Genomic DNA, 22,965 nt, shown 5'->3' with positions numbered 1-22,965 from the left:
GGTGTCCGCCCCCGCCCCGTCCCGGTCGATGCCCAGTCACGGGGCCGGGGCGGGGGCGGACACCGGCCCTCACCCCGGCCCCGACCCCGACCAGACTTCGCTCCACCCCACTTCACGCCAGGAGGTGCCCGCAATGAGCACGGCACTGAGCATCCCGAACGACGTCTCCGCCGTCACGACGCCGGCCGGCCCGCCCGCCGTCCGGATCACCAACGTGCACAAGTCCTTCGGCCGTCCGGGCGCCGCGACCGCGGTGCTGGACGACATCTCCCTCGACGTCGCGCCCGGCGAGTTCCTCTGCCTGCTCGGCGCCTCCGGCTGCGGCAAGTCCACCCTGCTCAACCTGGTCGCCGGCCTGGACCAGCCGACCGCCGGCACGATCGAGGTGCCCGGCGGGCGCCCCGCGCTGATGTTCCAGGAGCACGCGCTGTTCCCCTGGCTGACCGCCGGGAAGAACATCGAGCTCGCGCTGCGGCTGAACGGCGTGCCACGCGCCGAGCGCCGGCCCGAGGCCGAACGGCTGCTGGAGCTGGTCCGGCTCGGCGGCTCGTACGGCAAGCGGGTGCACGAGCTCTCCGGCGGCATGCGCCAGCGCGTCGCGATGGCCCGCGCACTCGCCCAGGGCAGCAGCGTGCTGCTGATGGACGAGCCGTTCGCCGCGCTCGACGCGATCACCCGCGACGTGCTGCACGAGGAGATCACCCGGATCTGGCAGGAGCGGCAGCTGACCGTCCTGTTCGTCACCCACAACGTGCGCGAGGCGGTCCGGCTCGCCCAGCGGGTGGTGCTGCTCTCCTCGCGGCCCGGCCGGGTCGCCAAGCAGTGGCGGATCGACCTGCCGCAGCCGCGCCGCATCGAGTCCGCCTGCGTCGCGGACCTGTCCGTCGAGATCACCGAAGACCTGCGTGGGGAGATCCGCCGCCATGGCCAGCACTGAGACCACCCCCGCCACCGAGGCCGAGGACGCCGCTTCGACCGAGGTCGCCGCGGCGACCGACGCGGCGACCGAGCACGAGCACGAGCCGAACGACCTGGCCGGCGTCGAAGCCGGGCTGGACGCGCTGGACGCCGTCCAGATCCAGCGCACGCCGTTCACCCAGGTGCTGCGCGAGAAGGTGCTGCCGCCGCTGCTCGGCGTGCTGCTGGTGCTCGCGCTCTGGCAGGTCACGTACAGCCTGCACGTGACCGCCTCCTACAAGCTGCCCAGCCCGCTGGACGTCTGGCACTCACTGCTCGACCTCTGGTACCAGGGCACGCTCTTCTCGATCATCTGGACCAGCGTCTGGCGCGGCATCTCCGGGTTCCTGGCCGCCGTCGTGATCGGCACCCCGATCGGCCTGGTGGTGGCCCGCTCCAAGTTCGTCCGGGCGGCCGTCGGGCCGGTGCTCTCCGGCCTGCAGTCGCTGCCCTCGGTCGCCTGGGTGCCGGCCACGGTGATCTGGCTGGGCATCAACGACCAGGCGATGTACGCGGTGATCCTGCTCGGCGCCGTCCCGTCCATCGCGAACGGCCTGATCGCCGGCATCGACCAGGTGCCGCCGCTGTTCCTGCGGGCCGGGCGCACGCTCGGTGCTCGCGGGCTGAGCGGCGCCCGGCACATCCTGCTGCCGGCCGCGCTGCCCGGCTACCTGGCCGGCCTCAAGCAGGGCTGGGCGTTCTCCTGGCGCTCGCTGATGGCCGCCGAGCTGATCGCCAGCTCCCCCGACCTCGGTGTCGGCCTGGGCCGCTTCCTGGAGAACCAGCGGGACTCCAACGACATGGCGGGCGTGCTGCTCGGCATCATCCTGATCCTGGTCGTCGGCGTGGCGATCGACCTGCTCGTCTTCTCCCCGATCGAGCGCCGCGTGCTGCGCAGCCGCGGCCTGCTCCAGGCCGCCCGCTAGACCCCTCCCCCACGCTGCACCACCCGTTCGAACGCTCGACCTACCCCGACGGAGCCCGCGATGACCCTGTTGCTGATCGCCCACGGCAGCCGCGACCCACGCCACGCCCGGACGGTCGACGCGCTGGTGCGGGAGGTGCGCGCGCTGCGGCCGGGCCTGGAGGTCGCCACCGCCTACCTGGACCACTGCGCGCCACGCATCCCGCAGGTCGCCGGGCGGCTCGCGGGGACGGACGCGGTCGCCGTCCCGCTGCTGCTGAACCGGGCCTTCCACGCCAAGCACGACATCCCCGCCGCACTGCGCTCGGCCGGCAGCACACTGCCGGTGGCCGAGGTCCTGGGCCCCGATCCGCTGCTGCTGCGCGCACTCGAACGGCGGCTCGCCGAGGCCGGTCTCGCCGTCGGCTCGGCCGCCGTCCGGGCCCGCACCGGCGTGGTGCTCGCGGCGGCCGGCTCCAGCGACCCGGCCGCCGACGCCGCGACCCGGGCGCTGGCCGCCGACTGGCAGCGCACCCGCGGCTGGGGCGCGGTGACGGTCGGCTACGCTTCGGCCGCCGGTCCCCGAGTCCCGGACGCGCTCGGCGAGCTGCGCGCCCGCGGCCTGGCCCGCACCGCGGTCGCGCCCTACCTGCTCGCCCCCGGCGTGCTGCCGGACCGGATCGCCGACGCCGCCGAGCAGGCCGGGGCCGACGTGCTCGCCGAGGTGCTCGGCGCAAGCCCCGAGCTCGCGCGCCTGCTGCTTCGCCGCTACGACCAGGCCCGTGCCACCGCGTGGAGTGTCACCAGCGCCGCAGCGTGAACTGGTCGCTCGGGTGGCCGGTGAAGAGCAGGTCCAGCCGCCCGGAGAGGACGTACAGCGACCCGTCGGGCCCGCGGGTCACCGCGGTCGGCACCGGGTCCAGCGAAGGCGTGATCACCTGAGTGGCCGTCAGCCAGTCGTCGGTGGAGCGCAGTTCGACCAGCTGGTCCAGGTTGCCGGCGATCTGGTTGGTCACTCCGGCCAGCGCCCCGCGGCCACGGGCGTGCAGCCCGTCCAGGCCGACCAGCGTCCCCGCGCCGGACATCGCCACCTGCCGCACCTCGCCGGGGCGCTCCAGCGAGAGCCGCCACAGCGTGCCGCCGCAGTCGTGGCCGACGACCAGGTGGCGGCCCTGGCGCACGATGCCGTTCAGCGCGGTGTCCCCCGGGTCGCTCGGCCCCGAGCCCAGCCGGGCGTCCCGGACGAAGACCTCGGCCCGGCCGTCGAGGCCGACCCGGTAGACCACCGGCGCGTACGAGTCGGTGACGTAGGCGGCGCCGTCCCGGTCGAGCGCGACGTCGTTGGCGAAGTGCAGTGCGCCGTCGCCGAGCACGGCGGCCAGGTCCGTGTACCAGATCCGCCGACCGGTGCTCAGGTCGTAGCACCCCAGGCCGGCCACCCTGCCCTTGGTCGCCGGTGTGGCCCGGTCGGCCTTGCCGGACGCCGCGTTGCAGACCAGCACGCGGCGGCGGGCCGCGTCCACGTGGATGCCGGTGGTGGAGACGAGCACCGCCGGGTCCTCGACCAGGGTGTGCGCGACGCCGTCCGGCCCGACCCGGGAGACCGTGCCGTGCGTCATCGAGCCGACCACGAAACAGTGGTGGAGCGGATCCCAGCTCGCCGACTCCGGGTGCAGGGTCGTGCCGTGGCCGCTGAGCAGCGCCGGGTAGCGGCCGCCGCGCCCGGTGCCCGCGGCTGCGGCCGGCCGGGCCGCGGTGATGGTGAGCAGGCCGGCGGCCGCGACCGCCCCGAGCAGCGCCCGGCGGCCGGGCCGGGCCGGCTGCGGCCGGACAGTGTGGTGCTCCGTCATGACTTCCCCCGTTGCCGATGATCATCCAAGGCCACCAGCGTGGCAGCCCGGCGGCCCGCGCTGCCAGCGCGCTGCCCCTTCGGGCACCCGGTCTGCCCGTGGGTACCGGGACCGGCAACAGCAGGGGCCCGCACGCCGGTTCGGCGTGCGGGCCCCTCAAGGCTGTTGGAGCGTCAGACTGTTGGAACGTCAGGCTGTTCGAGCGCCGCTCAGTGCGCCGCGCGGCGCTGGCGGCCGGTGCCGTAGTTGCCGCCGGACTTCGAGCCGCTGCCGGGCTTCGAGCCCGAGCTGGCCTTGCCGATGAAGCCGGCCGCGGTGCGCGAACCGCCACCGGTGCCCTGACCGGTGCCGGTGGTGCCCATCCGCTGCTTGGGGCGGCGGCGCTTCGGGTTGCCGTTGATGTCCACGTCGGCCGGGCGGCTGGAGCGCGGGGCCTTCGGGCGGCGGTTGCTGGTGCTGGTGCCGGCGGTGGCACCGGCGGTCTCGCTGACCGGCGGGGCCAGCGTGACCGCGACACCCGACGGGGTGCGGGCGCCGGTGATCCGGGACAGCTCGGCGTCGCCCGGCCGCACCTTGGTGGTGGTCGGGCGGATCGCCGCGGCGGTCATCAGCTTGGACATGTCCCGGCGCTGCTCGGGCAGCACCAGGGTCACCACGGTGCCCGACTCGCCGGCCCGGGCGGTGCGACCGCCGCGGTGCAGGTAGTCCTTGTGGTCGATCGGCGGGTCCACGTTGACGACCAGGTCGAGGCCGTCGATGTGGATGCCGCGGGCGGCGACGTTCGTCGCGATCAGCGCGGTGACGTGCCCGTCACGGAACTGGTCGAGCGTGCGGTTGCGCTGCGGCTGGGACTTGCCGCCGTGCAGCGCGGCGGCCTTGACGCCACTGGCCAGCAGCTGCTTGGCGAGCCGGTCGGCGCCGTGCTTGGTGTGCACGAACATGATCACCCGGCCCTCGCGGGAGGCGATGTGCGCGGTCGCGGACGCCTTGTCGGCGGCCTCGACCTGGAGCACGTGGTGCTCCATCGTCGTCACCGCGCCGGCCGACGGGTCCACCGAATGAGTGACCGGGTCGGTCAGGAAGCGCTGGACCAGGCGGTCGATGTTCTTGTCCAGGGTGGCGGAGAAGAGCATCCGCTGCCCACCCTCGGCGACCTGCTCCAGCAGCTTGGTGACCTGCGGCAGGAAGCCCATGTCGGCCATCTGGTCGGCCTCGTCGAGCACGGTGATCTGCACCGAGTCCAGCCGGACGTCCTGGCGGTTGATCAGGTCGTCGAGGCGGCCCGGGGTCGCCACCAGCACCTCGGCGCCGCGGCGCAGCGCGTTGGCCTGGCGGGTGATCGACATGCCGCCGACCACGGTCGCGATCCGCAGGTTGACCGAGGTCGCGTACGGCGTCAGCGCGTCGGTGACCTGCTGGGCCAGCTCGCGGGTGGGCACCAGCACCAGGGCCAGCGGCTTGCGGGCGTCGGCGCGCTGGCCGGTCGTGCGGGCCAGCACCGAGAGGCCGAAGGCGAGCGTCTTGCCGGAGCCGGTGCGGCCGCGGCCGAGCACGTCGCGCCCGGCCAGCGAGTCGGGCAGGGTGGCCGACTGGATCGGGAACGGCTCGGTGACGCCCTCACGGGTGAGCGCGGAGAGCAGCGCCTTGGGCATCTCCAGCTCGGCGAAGGTCGCGGCCGGCGGGCGGGCGGGGGTGCCGGTCACCACGGTGAAGTCGGCGGGCTCGGCGGTGCGGGCCCGGCCGGCGCCGCGGCTGCGGCCCTGGCTCTGGCCCTGGGTGCGCAGTCCGCCCGAGCTGCGGCCGGAACGCGCCTGCGCGTCGCTGAATCCGCCGGAGCTGCTGCCGGTGCCCTGCGGGCGGGGGCGGCTGCGTCCGGTGGTGCGGCGTGCCTGATCAGTCATACGGTGTTGCTCCGTCCTGAGCGGTCACCCGAGCTGGGTGACCCAGTGGGTCGGCCGTCAGTCAGGAGTGGAGAGTGCGCCGCCCCGGCCGTTCGGCGGCATGAGCGAAGGCCCGCACCGTGCGGTACGGGCCTTCGCGTGCGTCAAGCGCAGTTCAGCAGTATGCCGAACGTCAGCCGATGACGCTGATGTTCTCGGCCTGCGGGCCCTTCTGGCCCTGCGTGACGTCGAACTCGACCTTCTGGCCCTCGATCAGCTCACGGAAGCCCTGAGCCGCGATGTTCGAGTAGTGGGCGAAGACGTCAGCGCCGCCACCGTCCTGCTCGATGAAGCCGAAGCCCTTTTCGCTGTTGAACCACTTCACGGTGCCGGTAGCCATAACCGTCTCCTCAAAATACTGGGGCATGAAGACCACACCTCGTGGACCTCAAGTAGCCGCGATCCCCATCCGGAGATGACACCGGACAAAACAAATGCGCCTGTTGGTTGGTACCAGCAGGCGCACACAAACGTTCATGGGAACCAAAACTGCAACTGACATCGACTGTAGCACGGGGCGAGCGAAATGATCGGACAATTTTCCTAGCATCTCGGCGACCGGGCGACCCAGGCGCGCTGGACGGTCAGCCGAACGGCCCTGAGCTGGGCCGTTCGTACCCACCCGGTTGCCGCCGGGTGCCGGGCGGACGCCGGCTGAACGCTGCCGCCCGGGGCCGGACGCAGCCGGGCCAGCCCCGGGGAGATCCCGGAGCCGGCCCAGTCGGTGCGACAAACGTTCGGTACTACAGCAGGTCGGACGGCTCAGTGACGCCCGGCCGGCTCGCTGTCCTCCTCGGCGCGGTAGCCACGGACCACCTCGAGCGAGGGGGTGCCGTGCGCCGTCGCCTGCTGGCGGCCCGGCCACCAGGCCGCCCGGCCGAGCAGCGCGGTCAGCGCGGGGGTGAAGAACATCGCCATCACGAAGGCCGAGACCACGATGCCGAAGGCCACCGAGAAGCCGATCTCACTGAACAGCGTGTTCCCGGCGAGGCACATGGTGGCGAAGGTCGCCGCCAGGATGCCGCCGGCCGCGGCGACGGTCGGGCCACCGTGGCGCAGCGCCATGCTCGCCGCCTCACGCGGGCTGCGGCCCTCCTGGGCCTCCTCGCGCAGTCGGGCGATCATCAGGATGTTGTAGTCGGTGCCGATCGCCACCACGAAGAGGTAGATGAACATCGGCAGCATGAACATCAGGCCGGGCTCCCCCTTCATGTTCTGGAACACGAGGGTGGTGGCGCCGAGCGTGGCGCCGAAGCCGAGGCCGACGGCCGCCATCAGGTACCACGGGGCGACGGCGCTGCGCAGCAGCAGGCCGAGGATGACCATGATCAGCAGCGCCGCGATCGGGAAGACCAGCGAGTAGTCGTGGGACATCGCGGTGTCGATGTCCTTGTAGATGGCCGACATGCCACCCACATAGACCTCGCTGCCCTGCGGCGCCTGGCTGTGCGCGACCGACCGCAGCTTGCCGATCGTGTCGATCGCCTTGTTCGAGGCCGGGTCGTCCTTGAGCGTCACCGAGAAGTCGGCGGTCGTGCCGTCCTGGCTCAGCTTCGGCTGCGGGGCGACCGAGGAGACGCCGTCCACATGGCCGAGCGCCTGGATGTAGGCCGGGAACCCGGCCTTGTCCAGCGGCGCACCGTTCCCGGAGGTGACGTAGACGTCGGCCGGCTCGGCCGCGCCGGCCGAGAAGGCCGTGGCCAGCGTGTCCTGGACGACCATCGACTCCTTGGTCTTCGGCATCGAGCTGGAGGCCAGGTCGAAGGTGCCCTTGTAGCCGGTGGCGCCGAGCGCGAGCACGACCAGGATCAGACCGGAGACGGCCGCGACCATGCCCGGACGGCGCTGCACCATGCCGCCGAGCGCGGCGAACTTCGCGCCCTTCGGCTCGTGCCGCCAGCGGGTGGCCGGCTGCACGGTCTTGCTGCGCAGCACGAACTTGCGGAAGGCGTAGATGACGCCCTTCTCCCAGAACAGCACCCGCTCGGGGATCAGCGAGAGCACCGCCGGGACCAGCGTCACCGAGGCGACGGCCGTGACGGCCACCGCGATCGCCAGCGAGGGGCCCATCGCCTTGAACATGCCGAGGCTGGAGAGCACCAGCACGCTGAACGCCACGATCACCGCGCCGGCCGCGGAGCTGATCGCCTCGCCGACCCGGCCGACCGCGTTGGTCATCGCCTCCTTGCGCTCGTCACCGGCGCGCAGTCGCTCGCGGTAGCGGAACATCAGGAAGAGGAAGTAGTCGGTACCGACGCCGAAGAGCACGACGATCAGGATCGCCGAGACCGAACTGTCCGCCTTGAGCCCGAACGCCTTGCTGGCGTCCGCGATCAGGCCGTTGGCGACCGAGGAGAAGACGCCGATCATCAGCACCGGCAGCAGCGCGATGATCGGGCTGCGGAAGATCAGGAAGAGCGTCAGCAGGATGATGACGACGGTGCCGACACCGATCAGCACGTTGGCCAGCTTGGAGGAGTCCTGCTGGTCGAGGTTCTGCGCGGCCTGACCGCCGACCTGCACCTTGAGGTTGGTGCCGGCCGCGAGCGACTTGCCGTCGTCACGCAGCTTCTTGGCCGTGTCGGCCGTCTCGGTGCCCTGCTTCGGGGCGTCCTTGTCGAAGCCGATCATGGACAGCGCGTACTTGCCGTCCTTGGAGGTCGTCTTGTCGCCGACCGGGACGATCGTCTGCACGTACTTGATGTGCTCGGCCGTCAGCCCGTCGGTGACCTTCTTCATCGCGGCCTGGTCGGCGGCGTCGAGCTTGCCACCGTCGGTCCGCTCGAACAGGATCATCGCCGAGGGCGTGAAGTTCGCCGGGAACGCCTTCTGCTGCACGTCCATCGCGTGGATGGACTCGTAGCTCTTGGGCAGGAAGGAGCTCTCGTCGGTCTGCGCGGTGAGCTTCGGCGCGGTGGCGATGATCGCAACGGCGGCGACCACCCAGGCGAGTATCACCCACCAGGAACGCCTGACGACGAAGTGTCCGATTCGGTGGAACATGCTCTTGATGCCTCCTGGCATGGTTCACCGCAGCCCTTGGGGACGGGTAGCCGGGCGACGGCTGAGCCGGCCTCGGCCTCGAAGAGACTTAGCCGGTCGGCAGGTAAGTACGGGAAGCAGCATCATACGAGAACTTACTAGCCGACCGGCAAGTGGGTTTACCCACAGGTCACCGGCAGGCCCCTCGCACTGGGTGCCCCCTCGGGGACGTTCGACGACCCCGAACCATCCTGACCCGTCGATGGGCTGGTTCACCTCGTACTCCGGGTGGAGATCCCTCCGCCCTAGGGTGGACTTCTCGCGGTACCCAGGCAGGAGAAGAGACCAGGGATGACCCTGGGGAAAACCCCACCCCGACCCTGGGGCCAGGGCCAGGGTCGGCTCACCCGCTGGCCGGATTACCGGCCAAGTGTGGTTTCCCTAGTGTCAGTTGCGAGCCCGGAACCATCGCCCGGGCACTTCGCGAAGCGGCCCGCAGCGCCGCTCCTCCCGGGGGAGACTCCCGTGTCATCCACGCCACGCCCGACCAGGCGACGCCCACAACGCTCCAGGCCGCAACGCTCCAGTCAGGGACTAGCCGCCGTCATGGGGGCCTGGAGCGCCAGGCACCGCAAGACGGCGGTCTTCGGCTGGCTGGTCTTCGTCGTCCTGGTCGCCGTCCTCGGCGGCGCCGCCGGCAGCCACAAGGTCACCGACGCCGAGTCGATGCCGGGCCAGGTGGCCCAGGCGGCCAGGATCCTCGATCAGGCGGGCCTCAAGCAGCCGACCGGTGAGACGGTCCTGGTGCAGAGCACGGCGCTGACCGCCGACGACCCCGCGTTCCGGGCCAAGGTCTCGCAGGTGACGGCCGCGCTGAACGCCACCGGCAAGGCCGCCGACCTGCGCTCCCCCTACGACACCGGGGCGATATCCGCCGACCGGCACTCCGCCCTGGTCCAGTTCACACTGCCCGGCAGCCAGGACGACGCGCTGAAGAACGTGCCGGCCGCGCTGACCGCGGTGGCCGGCGTGCAGAAGTCCGACCCCTCCTTCCGGGTCGAGGAGTTCGGCGAGGCCAGCGCGCAGAAGTGGTTCGCCGACCAGTTCCAGAACGACTTCGCGCACGCCGAGTGGACCGCCGTGCCGCTGGCCCTGGGGATCCTGCTGATCGCGTTCGGCGCCGTGGTCGCCGCCGTGCTGCCGGTCGGCCTCGCGCTCACCGCCTTCATCGCGGCGGGCGGACTGGTCGCGCTGAGCAGCCGGTTCCTGCACACCAGCGACGACGCGAGTTCGGTGATGCTGCTGGTCGGCCTCGCCGTCGGGGTCGACTACTGCCTCTTCTACCTGCGCCGCGAACGCGAGGAGCGGGCGGCCGGACGGGACGCGGCGAGCGCGCTCAGGGTGGCCGCCGCCACCTCGGGCCGGGCCGTACTGGTCTCCGGCGTCACCGTGGTGGTCGCGATGGCCGGCATGTTCCTCACCGGGATCGCCGACTTCCAGGCGATGTCCTACGCGACCATCGTCGTGGTGATCACCGCCGTGCTCGGCTCGCTGACCGTGCTGCCGGCGCTGCTCTCGATGCTCGGCGACCGGGTGGAGAAGGGCCGGGTGCCGTTCCTGCACCGGCTGAAGGCGAAGGACCCCGGCAACGGCAGCCGGATCTGGAACGCGGTGCTCACCCCCGTGCTGCGGTTCCCGCTCGCCGCGACCCTGCTGGCCGGCGGTCTGCTGATCGCACTCGCGGCGCCGCTGCTCACCATGCACACCGCGAACCTCACCTTCCAGCAGCAGCTGCCCAGGAACAACGCGCTGGTGCAGACCTCGGAGCGGATCGAGGCGGCGTTCCCCGGCAGCCCGGCGCCGGCCACCGTCGTGGTCAAGGCCACCGACATCTCCTCCCCCGCGATGCGGCAGGCGATCGCTGACTTCCAGACCCGGGCGCTGGCCAGTGGCCGGATGCACGGCCCGATCGACGTCACCGTGCACCAGGCGCAGAACGTCGCCATCATCGACGTCCCGCTCAACGGCAGCGGCAACGACGCGACCAGCATCGCCGCCCTGGACGCCCTGCGCGGCGACGTGGTGCCGAACACGCTGCTCAAGGTGCCGGGCACCCAGGCGCCGGTGACCGGCGACACGGCCGGCTCGCACGACTTCAACAAGCAGATGACCGGCAGCATGCTCCCGGTCTTCGCGTTCGTCGTGATCTTCGCCTTCGTGCTGATGCTCGCCTCGTTCCGCTCGCTCGGCATCGCGGTCACGGCCGTCGTGCTCAATCTGCTCTCGGTCGGCGCGGCGTACGGCGTGCTGGCCCTGGTCTTCCAGCACGGCGTCGGCGCCTCGCTGCTCGGCACCGCCGGGGTCGGCGCGGTGGAGTCCTGGGTGCCGCTCTTCCTCTTCGTGATCCTCTTCGGGCTGAGCATGGACTACCACGTCTTCGTGGTCTCCCGGATCAAGGAGGCGCACGACCGCGGCCTGCCGACCCGGGCGGCGGTCGCGCACGGGATCCGCTCGACGGCCGGCGTGGTCTCCAGCGCGGCGATCATCATGGTGGCGGTCTTCGCGGTCTTCGGCACGCTGTCGGTGCAGTCGATGAAGCAGATGGGCGTCGGCCTGGCGGTCGCCGTGCTGGTGGACGCGACGGTGATCCGCGGTGTGCTGCTGCCGGCGGTGATGAGCCTGCTGGGCGAGCGCAACTGGTACCTGCCGAGCTGGCTGAACTGGCTGCCCGACCTCTCGCACAGCGAGCCGGCGCCGCCGGTCGGGCCGGCCGAGGTGGCCCACGGCTCGGGCGAGCCGCAGGACTCGGCGGAGGGCGCCCGGCACCGCCGGATCACCGTCTGACCCTGTCGCGCCCCACAGCTACCGGCCGGTCCCGCAGTCCAGGGGCCGACCGGTAGCTTTCCGGCATGACCGACCACGATCGACCGATCTTCGACGAACCCCGGGCCCGCGTACTGCTCGCCCGCGCCTGCGCCGCCGCCGGCCTGCCCGAGCCGAGCGGCGCGCGGCTGCTCGCACTCGGTGAGAACGCGGTCTTCGAACTGGCCGGTCCGCCGCTGGTCGCCAAGATCGGGCGCGGTCCGGAGCTGGCCGACAGGGCCGGGCGCGAGCTGGCGGTGGCCCGCTGGCTCGCCGCGGCGGGGATCCCGACCGTCCGGGCGGCCACCGGGCTGCCCGAGCGGCCGCTCGACGTCCTCGGGCATCCGGTCAGCTTCTGGCAGCGGCTCGGCCCGGCCGTCCGGGACGCCACGCCCGCCGACCTCGGGCCGCTGCTGCAGGCGCTGCACCGGCTGCCCGCGCCCCCGCCGAGTCCGGCGGGTCCGGCCGGGCCGCTGCCGCGCCGGGAACTGCTGGCCCCGGTCGGACGCTGGCTGGACGCCGCCGCGGGCCGGCTGGACCCGGCCGACGCGGGCTTCCTGCGCGGCCGCAGCACCGAGCTGACCGCCGCACTCGCCGAGCTGACCCCGGTACTGGCCCCCGGCGTGATCCACGGCGACGCGCTGCCGCGCAACGTCCGGGTCGGCCCGGACGGCCCGGTGCTGCTCGACCTGGAGACCGTCTCGGACGACCTGCGCGAGCACGATCTGGTGGTGCTCGCGCTGGCCCGCGCGCGGTACGGCCTGACCGAGGAGGCGTACCTCGGCTTCGTACGGGCCTACGGCTGGGACGTCCGGGACTGGGCCGGCTGCGCGGTGCTGCGGGCCGCCCGGGAGACGGCGAGCGCGGCCTGGGTCGCCCAGCACGTGCCGGGAAATCCCGCGGCGGCGGCGGAATTCCGGCGGCGGGTCGCCTCGCTGCGGGAGCGGGAGGACGCGGTGCGCTGGAACGCCTACTGAGGGCCGTGCCGTTCGTCGGCGATCGACGTGATTATCGTCTCAAGAAAATTTGATCGCTTCGGAACTGACGGATCAGCGGCCATCGTCGTAGGGAGCAGCCGAGACCGCACCCGCGCGGCCCGGACCACCCCCCAGGAGCCCCGATGCCGCACCAGGGCACGCCCCGCACCCTGATCCGCCGCGCCGCCGCCGGGTGCGCGGCCGTGGTCACGCTGGCCCTGGCGTGCGCGTGCGGGTCGCAGGCCGCCACCGGCCCGGGGGCGGCCGCGGCGGCGCGGACGCCGTCCCCGGTGGTCAGCATCGTGCCGGGCCCGGACTCGGGTGCCAACCCGACGATCTCGCTGAGCCCCACGGCCACCCTGAAGCCCCCCACGCCGACCACCGCCGGCTCGCCGACCACCCCCGAGGCACCCACCACTGCCGGCTCGCCGAGCCACACTGGGTCACCGAGCAGCCCCGCCTCACCGAGCAGCCCCGCCTCACCAACCACTGCTGCCGGATCGCCGACCACCCCTGCCTCACCGACCGCCGCCGGCTCGCCGACCGGCACTGCGACGCTCGCGGCCGCGCCGCCGCCCGCAGGCGAGGCGGCCGGCTCCTCGGCGATCGTCTACCGCACCGAGACCGGCGGCCGCACCGTCGCGCTCACCTTCGACGACGGCCCGGGCCCGGCCACCCCCCAGGTGCTGGACCTGCTCGCGCAGTACCACGCCAAGGCGACGTTCTGCGAGATCGGCCCGCAGGCCACCGCGAACCCGGCACTGGTCAAGCGGATCCTGGCCGACGGCGACCGGCTCTGCGACCACACCGTGCACCACCCGCAGCCGATGCACACGCTCGCGCACGACAAGCAGGTCTACGAGATCGACGCGGCCAAGGACATGATCACCACGGCCGGCGGCCCCGGCAGCCAGGTCGGCTGGTTCCGCGCGCCCGGCGGCGACTTCAGCACCGACAACCGCCAGATAGCCGTGCAGGACGGCCTGCGCCCGCTCGGCTGGACGGTGGACACCCGCGACTGGGCCAAGCCCGGCGTCGCCAAGATCGTCGCCACCGCGCAGCACGAGCTGCACCCCGGCGGCATCATCCTGATGCACGACGGCGGCGGCGACCGCAGCGAGACCGTGGCCGCGCTGAAGCAGCTGCTCCCGTGGCTGGTCCAGCAGGGCTACACGTTCGACTTCCCCGCGAACTGACCCGCCACCGGCCGACGTCGGCCGACACTGGCTCAGCTCACCGCCGGAGTCAGCGCATCGGCCACCGGGCGTCCACCACCGCGTGCGGGTCCCGGCCCTGGCGCAGCCAGGCCTGCAGCCCCACCGCCCACTCCCGGTGCCAGCCGACCTGCTGCTCGTGCAACGTGGACAGGCTCAACTCGCCGACCTGGGCCGGATAGCGCTCGCCGAGTGCGACCGCGACCCGGACCGCCGCCAGCGCGTCGCTGGACGCCTCGTGCGCATCGGTCAGCTCCACCCCGTACACCTCGCAGACCCGCTGCAGGCTGCGCGAGCCCTTGCGGTAGCGGTCCACCGCCCGGTCGATCACCAGCGCGTCCAGCACCGGCGCGACCAGCCGGCCGGTCAGCCGCTCGGCCAGCGCGGCCAGCCCGTGCCGGCGCAGCTCGGCGTCCAGCAGCGAGAGGTCGAACGGCGCGTTGAACGCCACCACCGGGCTGCCCGCCGCCAGTCGGGCGCAGAGCGCCACCGCGATCTCCTCGACCGCCTCGGGCGCCGGACGCCCCCGGGTTCTCGCCTGCTCGTCGCTGATCCCGTGGATCGCCCGCGCCTCGTCCGGTATCGGCACCCCGGGGTCGAGCAGCCACCGGCTGGTCCGCACCGGGCGGCCGCCGACCGTCTCCACCAGCGCCGCGCTGACGATCCGTGACTGCGCCGGGTCGGTCCCCGTGGTCTCCAGGTCGAAGCCGACCAGCGCCCCCTGCCACCACTTCACCCCACCGGCGACCGCCGGCTCACCGCCGTTCGCCGCCGCGGCGCGCACCCCCGCCTCACTCGCTCCGACCTCGCACCGGGCCGCACTGCGCGGCCCGCCGCCGGGCAGCGGTCCCGCTGCCGGTCCTGATGCCTCCTCGCCCAGCAGTGCACCGGACCGCAGTGGCCCGTCGCTCAGCTCGCCCATCACCAGGCCCCTTCCATCCGGCCGTCGGTCAACGTGACTCATCATCGCCGCTGCCTGTGACAACCCGGCCGGAGCGGGGGGACCGCGGCGGGCCGCCGGGAGAAAGGCCGATGACGAGCAGTGATCTTGGTGGTACGGTCCGTTCGCACCCCACCGAGACGAGGACCACTCACGTGCCGATACCGCGCCTGCTCACCCGCACCCTGCTCTGCCTGCCGCTGGCCCTCGGCGCGGCCGCCTGCGGGGGCGGCGCCGCGAACCATCCGGCAGCGGCGAGCGCGCGCGAGTGCGAGTGCGAGTGCGGTGACCGACCTCGCGGCGCTGCCGGCCGACCAGTTGCTGCTCAGGTCGCAGACGGCGATGCGCGCGGTGACCTCACTGGCGATCGACGAGAAGGACAGCTCCGCCTCGGGCCACTTCGAGGTCGACGGGAAGAGCGGCGACTGCGCCGGCACCGACTCGACCGACGGCACCTTGGACATGACCTTCGTCAGCGAGCCGACCCAGGCCTGGATACATCCGGAGGCCGCCTACTGGGCCGGGCATCCCGGCCCGATCGCCGACAAGTACAAGGGCCGCTACCTCTTCTCGTCCACCGACGGCGACCTCGAACTCCGCGCGCTGACCACGACCTGCAACCAGGCCACGACGATCTTCGGCGAGCTACAGGGCACGGCCACGAACGGGGCGACGACCACCCTGGCGGGTCACCGGGCCGTCACCGTGCTGTTCAGCGGGACCGACGCGCCGTCCTCCGCCGTCATCGCGGTGGACGGCGAGCCGTACCTGCTGGAGGTCAGACACGGCACCGAGACGGTCGACTTCGGCCACTTCGGCGAGCCGGTGACCGTCCAGGAGCCGCCGGCGGATCAGGTCGTCACCGTTCCCGACCTGAACCAGGCGCTCGGCCGCTCCTGACGCCGTGCCGGGCAGCGGCTCACGCCGCCGCGAACATCCCCCGCCCCAGCCAGTCGTTCGCGTCCCGCACGCCCGGCAGCGCGAAGAAGTAGCCGCCGCCGGTCGGCGAGATGTAGTCCACCAGCGGCTCGTCGATCAGGCGGGTCTGGGTCGCCTCGAACTGCCGGGTCACGTCCTGCTGGTAGCAGCAGAAGGCGAGGCCCATGTCGAGGTTGCCGACCTTGTCCACACCGCGGTCGTAGTTGTAACCGCGGCGCAGGATGCGCGAGTCGTCGGTCTTGTCGGTGCGCGGGTTGGCGAGGCGGATGTGCGCGTCCAGCGGGATCGCCTTGCCGTCCGGGTCCTTGGCGTAGTCCGGCGTGTCGTTCTCGTTCGCGCCGTCCAGCGGGGCGCCGGTGTCCTTGCGGCGGCCGAACATCTTCTCCTGCTCGGCGAGCGAGACTCGGTCCCAGAACTCGACCAGCATCCGGATGATCCGGATCACCTGGTAGGAGCCGCCGGTCGCCCAGGCGGGCTCGCCGGCGCCGTCCTTGATCCAGACCAGCTTGTCCATCTCGCGGCCGGACTTGACGTCCGGGTTGACGATGCCGTCCTTGAAGCCGAGCAGGTTGCGCTGGTTGCCGACCGGGCGCGGGGCGTTCTGGAAGCCGTCGATCCGCCACTTGATCTGGATCGCGCCGCGGGTGTGCTTGGCGATGTCGCGCATCGCGTGCAGCACCGTGTCCTGGCTGTTCGCGCAGATCTGCAGCGAGAGGTCGCCGTGCAGCTCGGCGGCCTGCAGGTTGTCGTTCGGGAACGTCTTCATCGGGGTGAGCTTGACCGGCTTGGCCTTCGCCAGGCCGTAGCGCTCGTCGAAGAGCGAGGCGCCGACGCCGACCGTGACGGTCAGGTTGTCGCTGAGCACGGTGGGGCCGAGGATCCCGTTGTCCGAGGGCGGCGCGCCGACGCCGAGGTCGGGCGGGGTGCCGCCGGCGGTCAGGAACCGGATCCGCTCGGTCAGCGTGTGGAACAGCTGCTCCAGCGCGGGGCGGTCCGCCGCGATCACGTCGCAGGAGACGAACATCGCGGCCATCGGCTGCGGGGTCAGGATGCCGGCCTGGTGCTCGCCGTGGAACGGGACGGCGGCGTTCGCGCCGGGCGCCTCCGCCGCGGCCGCGGGCGCCGCGCCGCTGCCGAGCGCGAACGCGCCGCCGGCCAGCGCCGCACCGGCCGCGCCGACCCCGAGCGCCGCTCCCAGGAAGCTGCGCCGGGCGGGCGCGGCCGGGCAGCCGGACGCGGCAGCGCTCTGAGCAGCCTGGGCGGCCTGCGCGGACTGAGCAGCCTGCGCAGCGGCCATCGCCTGGTGCGGGAACGGGCAGGAGCCGGTGGTTTCGTGCTGGCTGGTCATCAGGCGGACTTCCGGATCTCAAGAAGGTCGGGGATCGGGGAGAGGTCTTCGAGCAGCTGGCCGGTGACGCCGTTGAGCTGCATCCGGGTCTTCGCGTCGAGCTGCTGCACCGGGGTCCAGCTGCCGTCGGCGTGGTGCTGGGCGGCCAGCAGGTCGCCGAGCTGCTTCATCCCGGCGTTGACCGTGTCGAGCAGCTGCGGGCCGCGCGGCTGGATCAGCGGCTGCAGGACGGTCAGCAGCTCCTGGGTGCCGGCCAGGTTGGCCTGGGCGGTGGCCAGGTTGGTGCCGCTGCCCTCGTCGGTGTCGGCGGTGAGCTCGAACTGGAGCGTGTTCTCCAGGATCTCGTGGGTGCGCAGCGGCAGGTCGGTCGCGTCGAAGTCCTGGCTGGGGAACTTCTGCCCGAGGTCGGCGACGTCGGCGACGAGCTGGTCGGTGGCCGGCATGAGGTCGGCGGCGCTCTGGTTGTGCCACAGGCCGTACTCGACCCGGTGGAAGCCGCCGAAGTCCTTGTCGTTGACGCCGTCCGGCAGGCCGTCGGCCCGGCCGTTGATCTTCTTGTCGAGGTCGGCGAAGGTGCCGTAGGCCGCGCCGAGCGAGGAGTACTGGAGGTGCGCGGTGAGCCAGTCGGCCCTGGCGGCCGTCAGGTCGCCCGCGTGCACGTCGGCCTGGAGCTTCTGGGTCTGGGTCAGCAGCGTGGCCAGGCCCGCGTTGACGTAGGCCTTGTACGAGTCGAGCGGGGCCTTCAGGTCGTCCTCGGCGACCGGGAGCACAGCCTTGGCGCTCGCTCCGCCGCTGACGTGCACGCTCGCCGAGGTGACGGCGTCGCCGCCGGTCGGCACGCAGCGCCAGGCCAGGTCGCCGCTGCCGATGGTCGCGGTGAGCGGGCGGGTGGTGCCGGGGGCCAGGCCCTCGATCTCGCCGTAGACCGCGTTGGTGCTCGGGTTGACCAGGTAGACCTCGGAGGTCTTGCCGCCGGCGTTGTGCATCTGGAACGTCTGCTGGCCGGGCTGCGGGGCGCTGAAGCCCTTGCCGCACTCGCTCTTGGCGTCCGAGACGGTGACGGTTCCGGCGGCGGCCGGCTTGCCGTCGCCGACCGCGATCACGATGCCGGCGACCACGGCCGGGACGGTCACCAGCGCGGCCGGCAGCAGCCAGCGGTTGCGGGACGCGGCGGGGGCGGCCGGCTCCTCGGCGGCGGACTCAGCGGACTCGACCGACTCGGCAGCCGTCGCAGCCTCGGTGACAGCGGGGGCCGGGGCCGCGACCGGCTTCGGCGCCGTGGCCTTCAGCCCGAGCACGAAGAGCGTCATCACGATCGCCAGGTAGAGGACGTACGCGACGACCTGCAGCCAGGTCATGGTGACGGTCAGGTTGAAGACGCCCTGCACCAGCGTCGCGTACCAGGAGCCCGCGTCCAGCGAACCGCTCAGGTCGAAGGCGTAGGCGTGCGCGCCGGGCAGCACGCCGCCCTCCTGCAGGTCGCGCAGGCCGTAGCTGAGCACGCCGGCCGCGATCACGATCAGCACGATGCCGGTGGCCGTGAAGAACTTCGTCAGGTTGATCTTCAGCACCCGGCGGTACAGGCCCCAGCAGAGCCCGGTGGCCAGCACCAGGCCGACCCCGGCGCCGATCGCGGGGCCGGTCGACTCACCGGCCGAGCGGGCGGTGGTCCACAGGAAGAGCGAGGTCTCCAGCCCCTCCCGACCGACCGCCAGGAAGCTGGTGAGCACCAGCATTCCGGCGCCCATGCCGAGCGCGGCGGTGACCTTCTCGCGGATCTCCGAGGAGAGGTTGCGGGCCGAGCGCCGCATCCAGAACACCATCGCCGTCACGAAGGCGACCGCGATCAGGCTCAGCGCGCCGCCGAAGGCCTCCTGGGCGGTGCCGGAGAGGTTGGCGGCCGTGAAGGTGAGCACCGCGCCGAAGCTCAGGGCGAGGGCGATCGCCGCCAGCACACCGGTCCACACCTGCGGGAGACGGGCCTTCTGGCCGGAACGGACCAGGGTGGCGACCAGGATCGAGACGATGAGACCGGCCTCGAGGCCCTCCCTCAGGCCGATCAGAAAGCTTGGAAAAGCGTCGTCCCACATGGGTGCTGAACTCCCCTAGGCATGCGTGAACCGCCAAGCGCGACCGCACTTAGCTTAGGCATACCTTAGCCAGCCTCCGAACACCCGTCCACCAGGGGGGTCGTGCGCATGCAGCGGGACGCCCGCGCGGCGTCAGCTGACGGGCCGCGAGTCGGTCCACACTCCCTCGAACTCCTCGCGGTAAACCTCCAACAGTCCGGACTCGTTCTCCTCACTCCCCGTCACGCCCGCCCGCAGTACCAGCGCCGGCGACTCGATCCCGCGCGAGCGCCGCAGGTACGGCTGCACCACCCCGAGGTCGCCGCCGCGCCGCCCGCGCGCACCGGGCTGCCGTGGGCCCTCGACCAGGTACGCGGTGAACCGGGGCGTCTCGTCGAAGACCCGGATCTCGAAACCGCCCGGATCACGCAGCGCGGCCCGGACCCGGCGCACGTGCATGATGTTCGTCTCGATCGACCTTGACAGCTCGCCGCGCCCCAGTCCCAGTTCGCGCTCCCGCCGGCGCACCGCACTGCTCGCCGGATTGAGGAAGAGCAGCCGTATCCGGCAGCCCTCGGCGGCGAGCCTGACCAGCCGCTTGCCGGTGAAGTTCTGGCAGAGCATGCCGAGCGCGATGCCCAGCGCGTCCAGCCGCCGGGCGCCCTCCAGCAGGTCCTCGACCGGCAGGTCGCGCTGCAGCCGGATCCGGTCGGCGTGCACCGCCGTGACGTCGGCGAACCGCCCGGCCACCAGCTCCTCGATCACGTCGGCCGGCAGGCCCGCGGCGCCGGCCACGCGGCCGTCCAGCAGGCCGAGCACCCGGGCGGCGGCCCGTTCGGTCTGCGCCAGCACGGTCGGCGAGAGGCTGCGGTTGCGCGAGACCACGTGCCGGGCGACCTCCAGCTCGTCCAGCGCCAGCTCGATCTCGCGGCGGTCGTCCAGGTACGGCTCGAAGCAGGGCCAGTGCTGCACCATGAGCTCGCGCAGCTGGGGCAGCGTCAGGAAGACCAGCGGGTCGTCGTCGGCCGGGTCGAGCAGGTAGCCCTTGCGGCGGCTGACCTCGCGGACGGCGGCCGCCCGGCGCACCCACTCCTCGCCGACCGGGCCGGCCGCGGCGGTCACCCAGTCGGCGCCGTGCGCGGGCGCGTAGACCGGGCGGAGCAGGTCGTCCAGCAGCGCCCGCAGCCGCTGCTCGACCAGGTTGAGCCAGACGTACGCCCGCCCGGTGAGCCGTACCCGCTGGTAGGCGCGCTGCCACTGCTCGGTGCTCCAGACCGGAGCGCCGCCGTCCGGCAGTCCAGGGCCGGTCCCCTTCTGCTGCGCGGGCAGCCGGCCGCCGCCGGACGGGCCGAGCAGCACCGTCGGCGCCTCGGCACGGCCGCCGACGCCCGGGCCGTCGAGAGGGACCGCTCCGCCGGGCCCGTCGGGCCAGTCGTCGGCGGGGAACACCATCCGTCACTCACCTCTCGACCGCCGCCCGGCAGGCCCCATGGGGGATCCTGGGCGGAGTGGCTTGACGATCAAGAGTACTGGGCGGGCCCCGGAGGCCGCAGCGCCGTTGCCCGACCGCAATCCGAAAGAGCGTCAGCGGATATTCCGCGCAGTGCCATCGGACACCCGTATGGGCGAAAGTGCGCCGAAAGAGCGTCAGAAAGTGGGACGAAGCGGCAACGATGCCATTGACAGCGTGTCAACGAGCAGTGTGCCGTGCGTCACGCTGGGCGGCGGGCGGAGATTGTGGCACCCTCCGCCCGGGCATACCGCACCCAGCGGTGCGCCAACTCCCGAGGGAGCGTCAGCTCCTCTTTGACACCAGGGAAGTTGAGGCTTGTATGCAGGTCTGGCCGGGGCAACCGTACCCCCTGGGTGCCACCTACGACGGGGTGGGCACCAACTTCGCGGTGTTCTCCGAGAGCGCCGACCGTATCGAGCTGTGCCTGCTCGCGGCCGACGGCACCGAGACCGCGATCGAGCTGAGAGAGACCGATGCCTTCGTCCGGCACGCGTACCTGCCCGGCGTCCAGCCGGGCCAGCGCTACGGGTTCCGGGTGCACGGCCCCTACGATCCGGCACGCGGGCAGCGGCACAACAGCGCCAAGCTGCTGCTCGACCCGTACGCCAAGGCGATGAGCGGCACCATCGCCTGGGACGAGGCGGTCTACGGCTACCACTTCGGCGCGCCCGACCGCCGCAACGATCTCGACTCGGGCCCGCACACCATGCACTCGGTGGTGATCAACCCCTACTTCGACTGGGGCAACGATCGCCCGCCGCGCACCGACTACCACCGCTCGGTGATCTACGAGGCACACGTCAAGGGCCTGACCCAGCTGCACCCCGGCATCCCCGAGGAGATCCGCGGCACCTACGCGGCGCTGGCCCACCCCGCGATGATCGAGTACCTGTGCAAGCTGGGGATCACCGCGATCGAGCTGATGCCGGTGCACCAGTTCGTCCGCGACCACCGGCTGCGGGACCTGGGGCTGTCCAACTACTGGGGCTACAACACGATCGGCTTCTTCGCGCCGCACGGCTCCTACTCCTCGGTCGGCGACCGGGGCCAGCAGGTGCAGGAGTTCAAGTCGATGGTGAAGGCGCTGCACGCGGCCGGGATCGAGGTGATCCTGGACGTGGTCTACAACCACACCGCGGAAGGCAACCACCTGGGCCCCACGCTCTCCATGCGTGGCCTGGACAACGTCTCGTACTACCGGCTGACGAACGACCGGCGCTACTACATGGACACCACCGGCACCGGCAACAGCCTGCTGATGCGCAGCCCGCACGTGCTCCAGCTGATCATGGACTCGCTGCGCTACTGGGTCACCGAGATGCACGTGGACGGCTTCCGCTTCGACCTGGCGGCCACCCTGGCCCGCCAGTTCCACGAGGTGGACCGGCTCTCCTCGTTCTTCGACCTGGTCCAGCAGGACCCGGTGGTCTCCCAGACCAAGCTGATCGCCGAGCCGTGGGACGTCGGCGAGGGCGGCTACCAGGTCGGCAAGTTCCCGCCGCTGTGGACCGAGTGGAACGGCAAGTACCGGGACACCGTGCGCGACCTGTGGCGCGGCGAGAACGCCACGCTGGCCGAGTTCGGCTCCCGGCTGACCGGCTCCTCCGACCTCTACCAGCACGACGGGCGCCGGCCGATCGCCTCGATCAACTTCGTCACCTGCCACGACGGCTTCACGCTGCGCGACCTGGTCTCGTACAACGAGAAGCACAACCAGGCCAACGGCGAGCAGAACCGGGACGGCGAGTCCTTCAACCGGTCCTGGAACTGCGGCGTCGAGGGCCCGACGAAGGACCCGCAGGTGCTCGCGCTGCGGGCCCGCCAGCAGCGCAACGTGATCGCCACGCTGCTGCTCTCGCAGGGCGTGCCGATGCTCTCGCACGGCGACGAGCTCGGCCGCACCCAGCGCGGCAACAACAACGCGTACTGCCAGGACAACGAGCTCTCCTGGGTCGACTGGCAGGGCGCCGACGAGTTGCTGGAGTTCACCCAGGGCATGGTCTGGCTACGCCGCAACCATCCGGTGTTCCGGCGCCGGCGGTTCTTCCGCGGCCGCCCGGTCGCGGCGACGCTCGAGGACCTGACCGACATCGCGTGGTTCACCCCGGGCGGCGAGGAGATGACCGACGGGGACTGGAGCGCGAGCTACGCGAAGTCGCTCACCGTCTTCCTGAACGGCGCGGCGATCTCCGAACCCGACCGGCGCGGCGGCCGGATCACCGACGACTCGTTCATGCTGCTCTTCAACGCGCACTACGAGTCGCTCTACTTCACCGTGCCCAAGGACCACGGCGACGAGTGGCAGGTGGTGGTCGACACCAGCCTGCCGACACTCCCGACCCCGGGGACCGGTGACCGGCTGAAGGCGGGCGACGGCCTCTGGCTGCTCGACCGCTCGCTGCTGGTGCTGCAGCGCCCGGCCTGAGCGCCGTGGGGGGAGGGGGGCTCGAGTGGGCCAACGGGAAAGAGG

Annotated in this window: 16 protein-coding genes; 8 read left to right on the top strand and 8 right to left on the bottom strand. The window is 72.2% G+C overall.

Going from position 1 to position 22,965, the window contains the following annotated elements:
- Positions 1 to 133 precede the first annotated feature (133 nt).
- The 3 genes from AC060L_RS17465 to AC060L_RS17455 are packed head-to-tail and all read left to right on the top strand — an operon-like array spanning position 134 to position 2,681.
- Complete coding sequence (locus AC060L_RS17465) at positions 134 to 937, top strand: ABC transporter ATP-binding protein (protein ID WP_483799682.1); 804 nt, start codon at positions 134 to 136, stop codon at positions 935 to 937.
- Complete coding sequence (locus AC060L_RS17460) at positions 924 to 1,883, top strand: ABC transporter permease (RefSeq protein ID WP_483799681.1); 960 nt, start codon at positions 924 to 926, stop codon at positions 1,881 to 1,883. The genes AC060L_RS17465 and AC060L_RS17460 overlap by 14 nt, the downstream gene beginning before the upstream one ends.
- A gap of 60 nt (positions 1,884 to 1,943) precedes the next feature.
- The gene (locus AC060L_RS17455; protein ID WP_483799680.1) at positions 1,944 to 2,681 is read left to right on the top strand and encodes a sirohydrochlorin chelatase; all 738 of its coding nucleotides are present in this window, start codon (positions 1,944 to 1,946) and stop codon (positions 2,679 to 2,681) included.
- Here AC060L_RS17455 and AC060L_RS17450 read toward each other — a convergent pair.
- The 4 genes from AC060L_RS17450 to AC060L_RS17435 all read right to left on the bottom strand — a co-directional run bounded on the left by AC060L_RS17450 (position 2,662) and on the right by AC060L_RS17435 (position 8,654).
- Complete coding sequence (locus AC060L_RS17450; RefSeq protein ID WP_483799679.1) at positions 2,662 to 3,711, bottom strand: hypothetical protein; 1,050 nt, start codon at positions 3,709 to 3,711, stop codon at positions 2,662 to 2,664. The genes AC060L_RS17455 and AC060L_RS17450 overlap by 20 nt on opposite strands.
- 209 nt (positions 3,712 to 3,920) lie before the next feature.
- Positions 3,921 to 5,612 (bottom strand): DEAD/DEAH box helicase, encoded by a 1,692-nt coding sequence (locus AC060L_RS17445; protein ID WP_483799678.1) that lies wholly within the window; start codon positions 5,610 to 5,612, stop codon positions 3,921 to 3,923.
- 172 nt (positions 5,613 to 5,784) lie between these two features.
- Positions 5,785 to 5,991: a cold-shock protein gene (locus tag AC060L_RS17440; RefSeq protein WP_483799677.1), complete on the bottom strand. Its 207-nt coding sequence runs from the start codon at positions 5,989 to 5,991 to the stop codon at positions 5,785 to 5,787.
- A 422-nt stretch (positions 5,992 to 6,413) separates the two neighbouring features.
- Positions 6,414 to 8,654: an MMPL family transporter gene (locus tag AC060L_RS17435; protein ID WP_483799676.1), complete on the bottom strand. Its 2,241-nt coding sequence runs from the start codon at positions 8,652 to 8,654 to the stop codon at positions 6,414 to 6,416.
- A 585-nt stretch (positions 8,655 to 9,239) separates the two neighbouring features.
- Here AC060L_RS17435 and AC060L_RS17430 point away from each other — a divergent pair.
- The 3 genes from AC060L_RS17430 (at position 9,240) to AC060L_RS17420 (ending at position 13,668) form a co-directional block, all read left to right on the top strand.
- Positions 9,240 to 11,477, top strand: a complete 2,238-nt coding sequence (locus AC060L_RS17430; protein WP_483799675.1) for an MMPL family transporter — start codon at positions 9,240 to 9,242, stop codon at positions 11,475 to 11,477.
- 65 nt (positions 11,478 to 11,542) lie between these two features.
- Positions 11,543 to 12,472, top strand: coding sequence for a phosphotransferase enzyme family protein (locus AC060L_RS17425; protein ID WP_483799674.1), 930 nt, complete (start codon positions 11,543 to 11,545; stop codon positions 12,470 to 12,472).
- A 143-nt stretch (positions 12,473 to 12,615) separates the two neighbouring features.
- Positions 12,616 to 13,668: a polysaccharide deacetylase family protein gene (locus AC060L_RS17420; protein WP_483799673.1), complete on the top strand. Its 1,053-nt coding sequence runs from the start codon at positions 12,616 to 12,618 to the stop codon at positions 13,666 to 13,668.
- A 49-nt stretch (positions 13,669 to 13,717) separates the two neighbouring features.
- Here AC060L_RS17420 and AC060L_RS17415 read toward each other — a convergent pair whose 3' ends face one another.
- Positions 13,718 to 14,608 (bottom strand): exonuclease domain-containing protein, encoded by an 891-nt coding sequence (locus AC060L_RS17415; RefSeq protein ID WP_483799672.1) that lies wholly within the window; start codon positions 14,606 to 14,608, stop codon positions 13,718 to 13,720.
- A 303-nt stretch (positions 14,609 to 14,911) separates the two neighbouring features.
- Here AC060L_RS17415 and AC060L_RS17410 point away from each other — a divergent pair, with 303 nt between their 5' ends.
- A complete protein-coding gene (locus tag AC060L_RS17410) occupies positions 14,912 to 15,526 on the top strand; it encodes a hypothetical protein (RefSeq protein ID WP_483799671.1) in 615 nt (204 codons plus the stop codon).
- Between the two features lie 19 nt (positions 15,527 to 15,545).
- Here the strand turns inward: AC060L_RS17410 and efeB are convergent, their stop codons facing one another.
- The 3 genes from efeB to AC060L_RS17395 all read right to left on the bottom strand — a co-directional run bounded on the left by efeB (position 15,546) and on the right by AC060L_RS17395 (position 20,434).
- Complete coding sequence (gene efeB, locus AC060L_RS17405) at positions 15,546 to 16,862, bottom strand: iron uptake transporter deferrochelatase/peroxidase subunit (protein ID WP_483799745.1); 1,317 nt, start codon at positions 16,860 to 16,862, stop codon at positions 15,546 to 15,548.
- 50 nt (positions 16,863 to 16,912) lie between these two features.
- Positions 16,913 to 19,003 carry an iron uptake transporter permease EfeU gene (gene efeU / locus AC060L_RS17400; RefSeq protein ID WP_483799670.1) on the bottom strand — a complete coding sequence of 697 codons (2,091 nt, stop codon included), beginning with the start codon at positions 19,001 to 19,003 and terminating at the stop codon, positions 16,913 to 16,915.
- A 132-nt stretch (positions 19,004 to 19,135) separates the two neighbouring features.
- Positions 19,136 to 20,434: an SAV2148 family HEPN domain-containing protein gene (locus AC060L_RS17395; protein WP_483799669.1), complete on the bottom strand. Its 1,299-nt coding sequence runs from the start codon at positions 20,432 to 20,434 to the stop codon at positions 19,136 to 19,138.
- A gap of 380 nt (positions 20,435 to 20,814) precedes the next feature.
- On the opposite strand from AC060L_RS17395, the gene glgX reads away from it, so the two are divergent.
- The gene (gene glgX, locus AC060L_RS17390) at positions 20,815 to 22,920 is read left to right on the top strand and encodes a glycogen debranching protein GlgX (RefSeq protein ID WP_483799668.1); all 2,106 of its coding nucleotides are present in this window, start codon (positions 20,815 to 20,817) and stop codon (positions 22,918 to 22,920) included.
- Positions 22,921 to 22,965 lie beyond the last annotated feature (45 nt).

It is taken from the genome of Kitasatospora sp. NEAU-69 (genome assembly GCF_057158765.1).
The sequence above is the reverse complement of the archived record's forward strand: the minus strand, read 5'-3'. Positions and strand labels throughout refer to the sequence as shown.

Bases quoted from the DNA above. Each gene is read 5' to 3' on its own strand.
- AC060L_RS17465 (WP_483799682.1), top strand. From the start codon at position 134: ATGAGCACGGCACTGAGCATCCCGAACGACGTCTCCGCCGTCACGACG.
- AC060L_RS17460 (WP_483799681.1), top strand. From the start codon at position 924: ATGGCCAGCACTGAGACCACCCCCGCCACCGAGGCCGAGGACGCCGCT.
- AC060L_RS17455 (WP_483799680.1), top strand. From the start codon at position 1,944: ATGACCCTGTTGCTGATCGCCCACGGCAGCCGCGACCCACGCCACGCC.
- AC060L_RS17450 (WP_483799679.1), bottom strand. From the start codon at position 3,711: ATGACGGAGCACCACACTGTCCGGCCGCAGCCGGCCCGGCCCGGCCGC.
- AC060L_RS17445 (WP_483799678.1), bottom strand. From the start codon at position 5,612: ATGACTGATCAGGCACGCCGCACCACCGGACGCAGCCGCCCCCGCCCG.
- AC060L_RS17440 (WP_483799677.1), bottom strand. From the start codon at position 5,991: ATGGCTACCGGCACCGTGAAGTGGTTCAACAGCGAAAAGGGCTTCGGC.
- AC060L_RS17435 (WP_483799676.1), bottom strand. From the start codon at position 8,654: ATGTTCCACCGAATCGGACACTTCGTCGTCAGGCGTTCCTGGTGGGTG.
- AC060L_RS17430 (WP_483799675.1), top strand. From the start codon at position 9,240: ATGGGGGCCTGGAGCGCCAGGCACCGCAAGACGGCGGTCTTCGGCTGG.
- AC060L_RS17425 (WP_483799674.1), top strand. From the start codon at position 11,543: ATGACCGACCACGATCGACCGATCTTCGACGAACCCCGGGCCCGCGTA.
- AC060L_RS17420 (WP_483799673.1), top strand. From the start codon at position 12,616: ATGCCGCACCAGGGCACGCCCCGCACCCTGATCCGCCGCGCCGCCGCC.
- AC060L_RS17415 (WP_483799672.1), bottom strand. From the start codon at position 14,608: ATGGGCGAGCTGAGCGACGGGCCACTGCGGTCCGGTGCACTGCTGGGC.
- efeB (WP_483799745.1), bottom strand. From the start codon at position 16,862: ATGGCCGCTGCGCAGGCTGCTCAGTCCGCGCAGGCCGCCCAGGCTGCT.
- efeU (WP_483799670.1), bottom strand. From the start codon at position 19,003: ATGTGGGACGACGCTTTTCCAAGCTTTCTGATCGGCCTGAGGGAGGGC.
- AC060L_RS17395 (WP_483799669.1), bottom strand. From the start codon at position 20,434: ATGGTGTTCCCCGCCGACGACTGGCCCGACGGGCCCGGCGGAGCGGTC.
- glgX (WP_483799668.1), top strand. From the start codon at position 20,815: ATGCAGGTCTGGCCGGGGCAACCGTACCCCCTGGGTGCCACCTACGAC.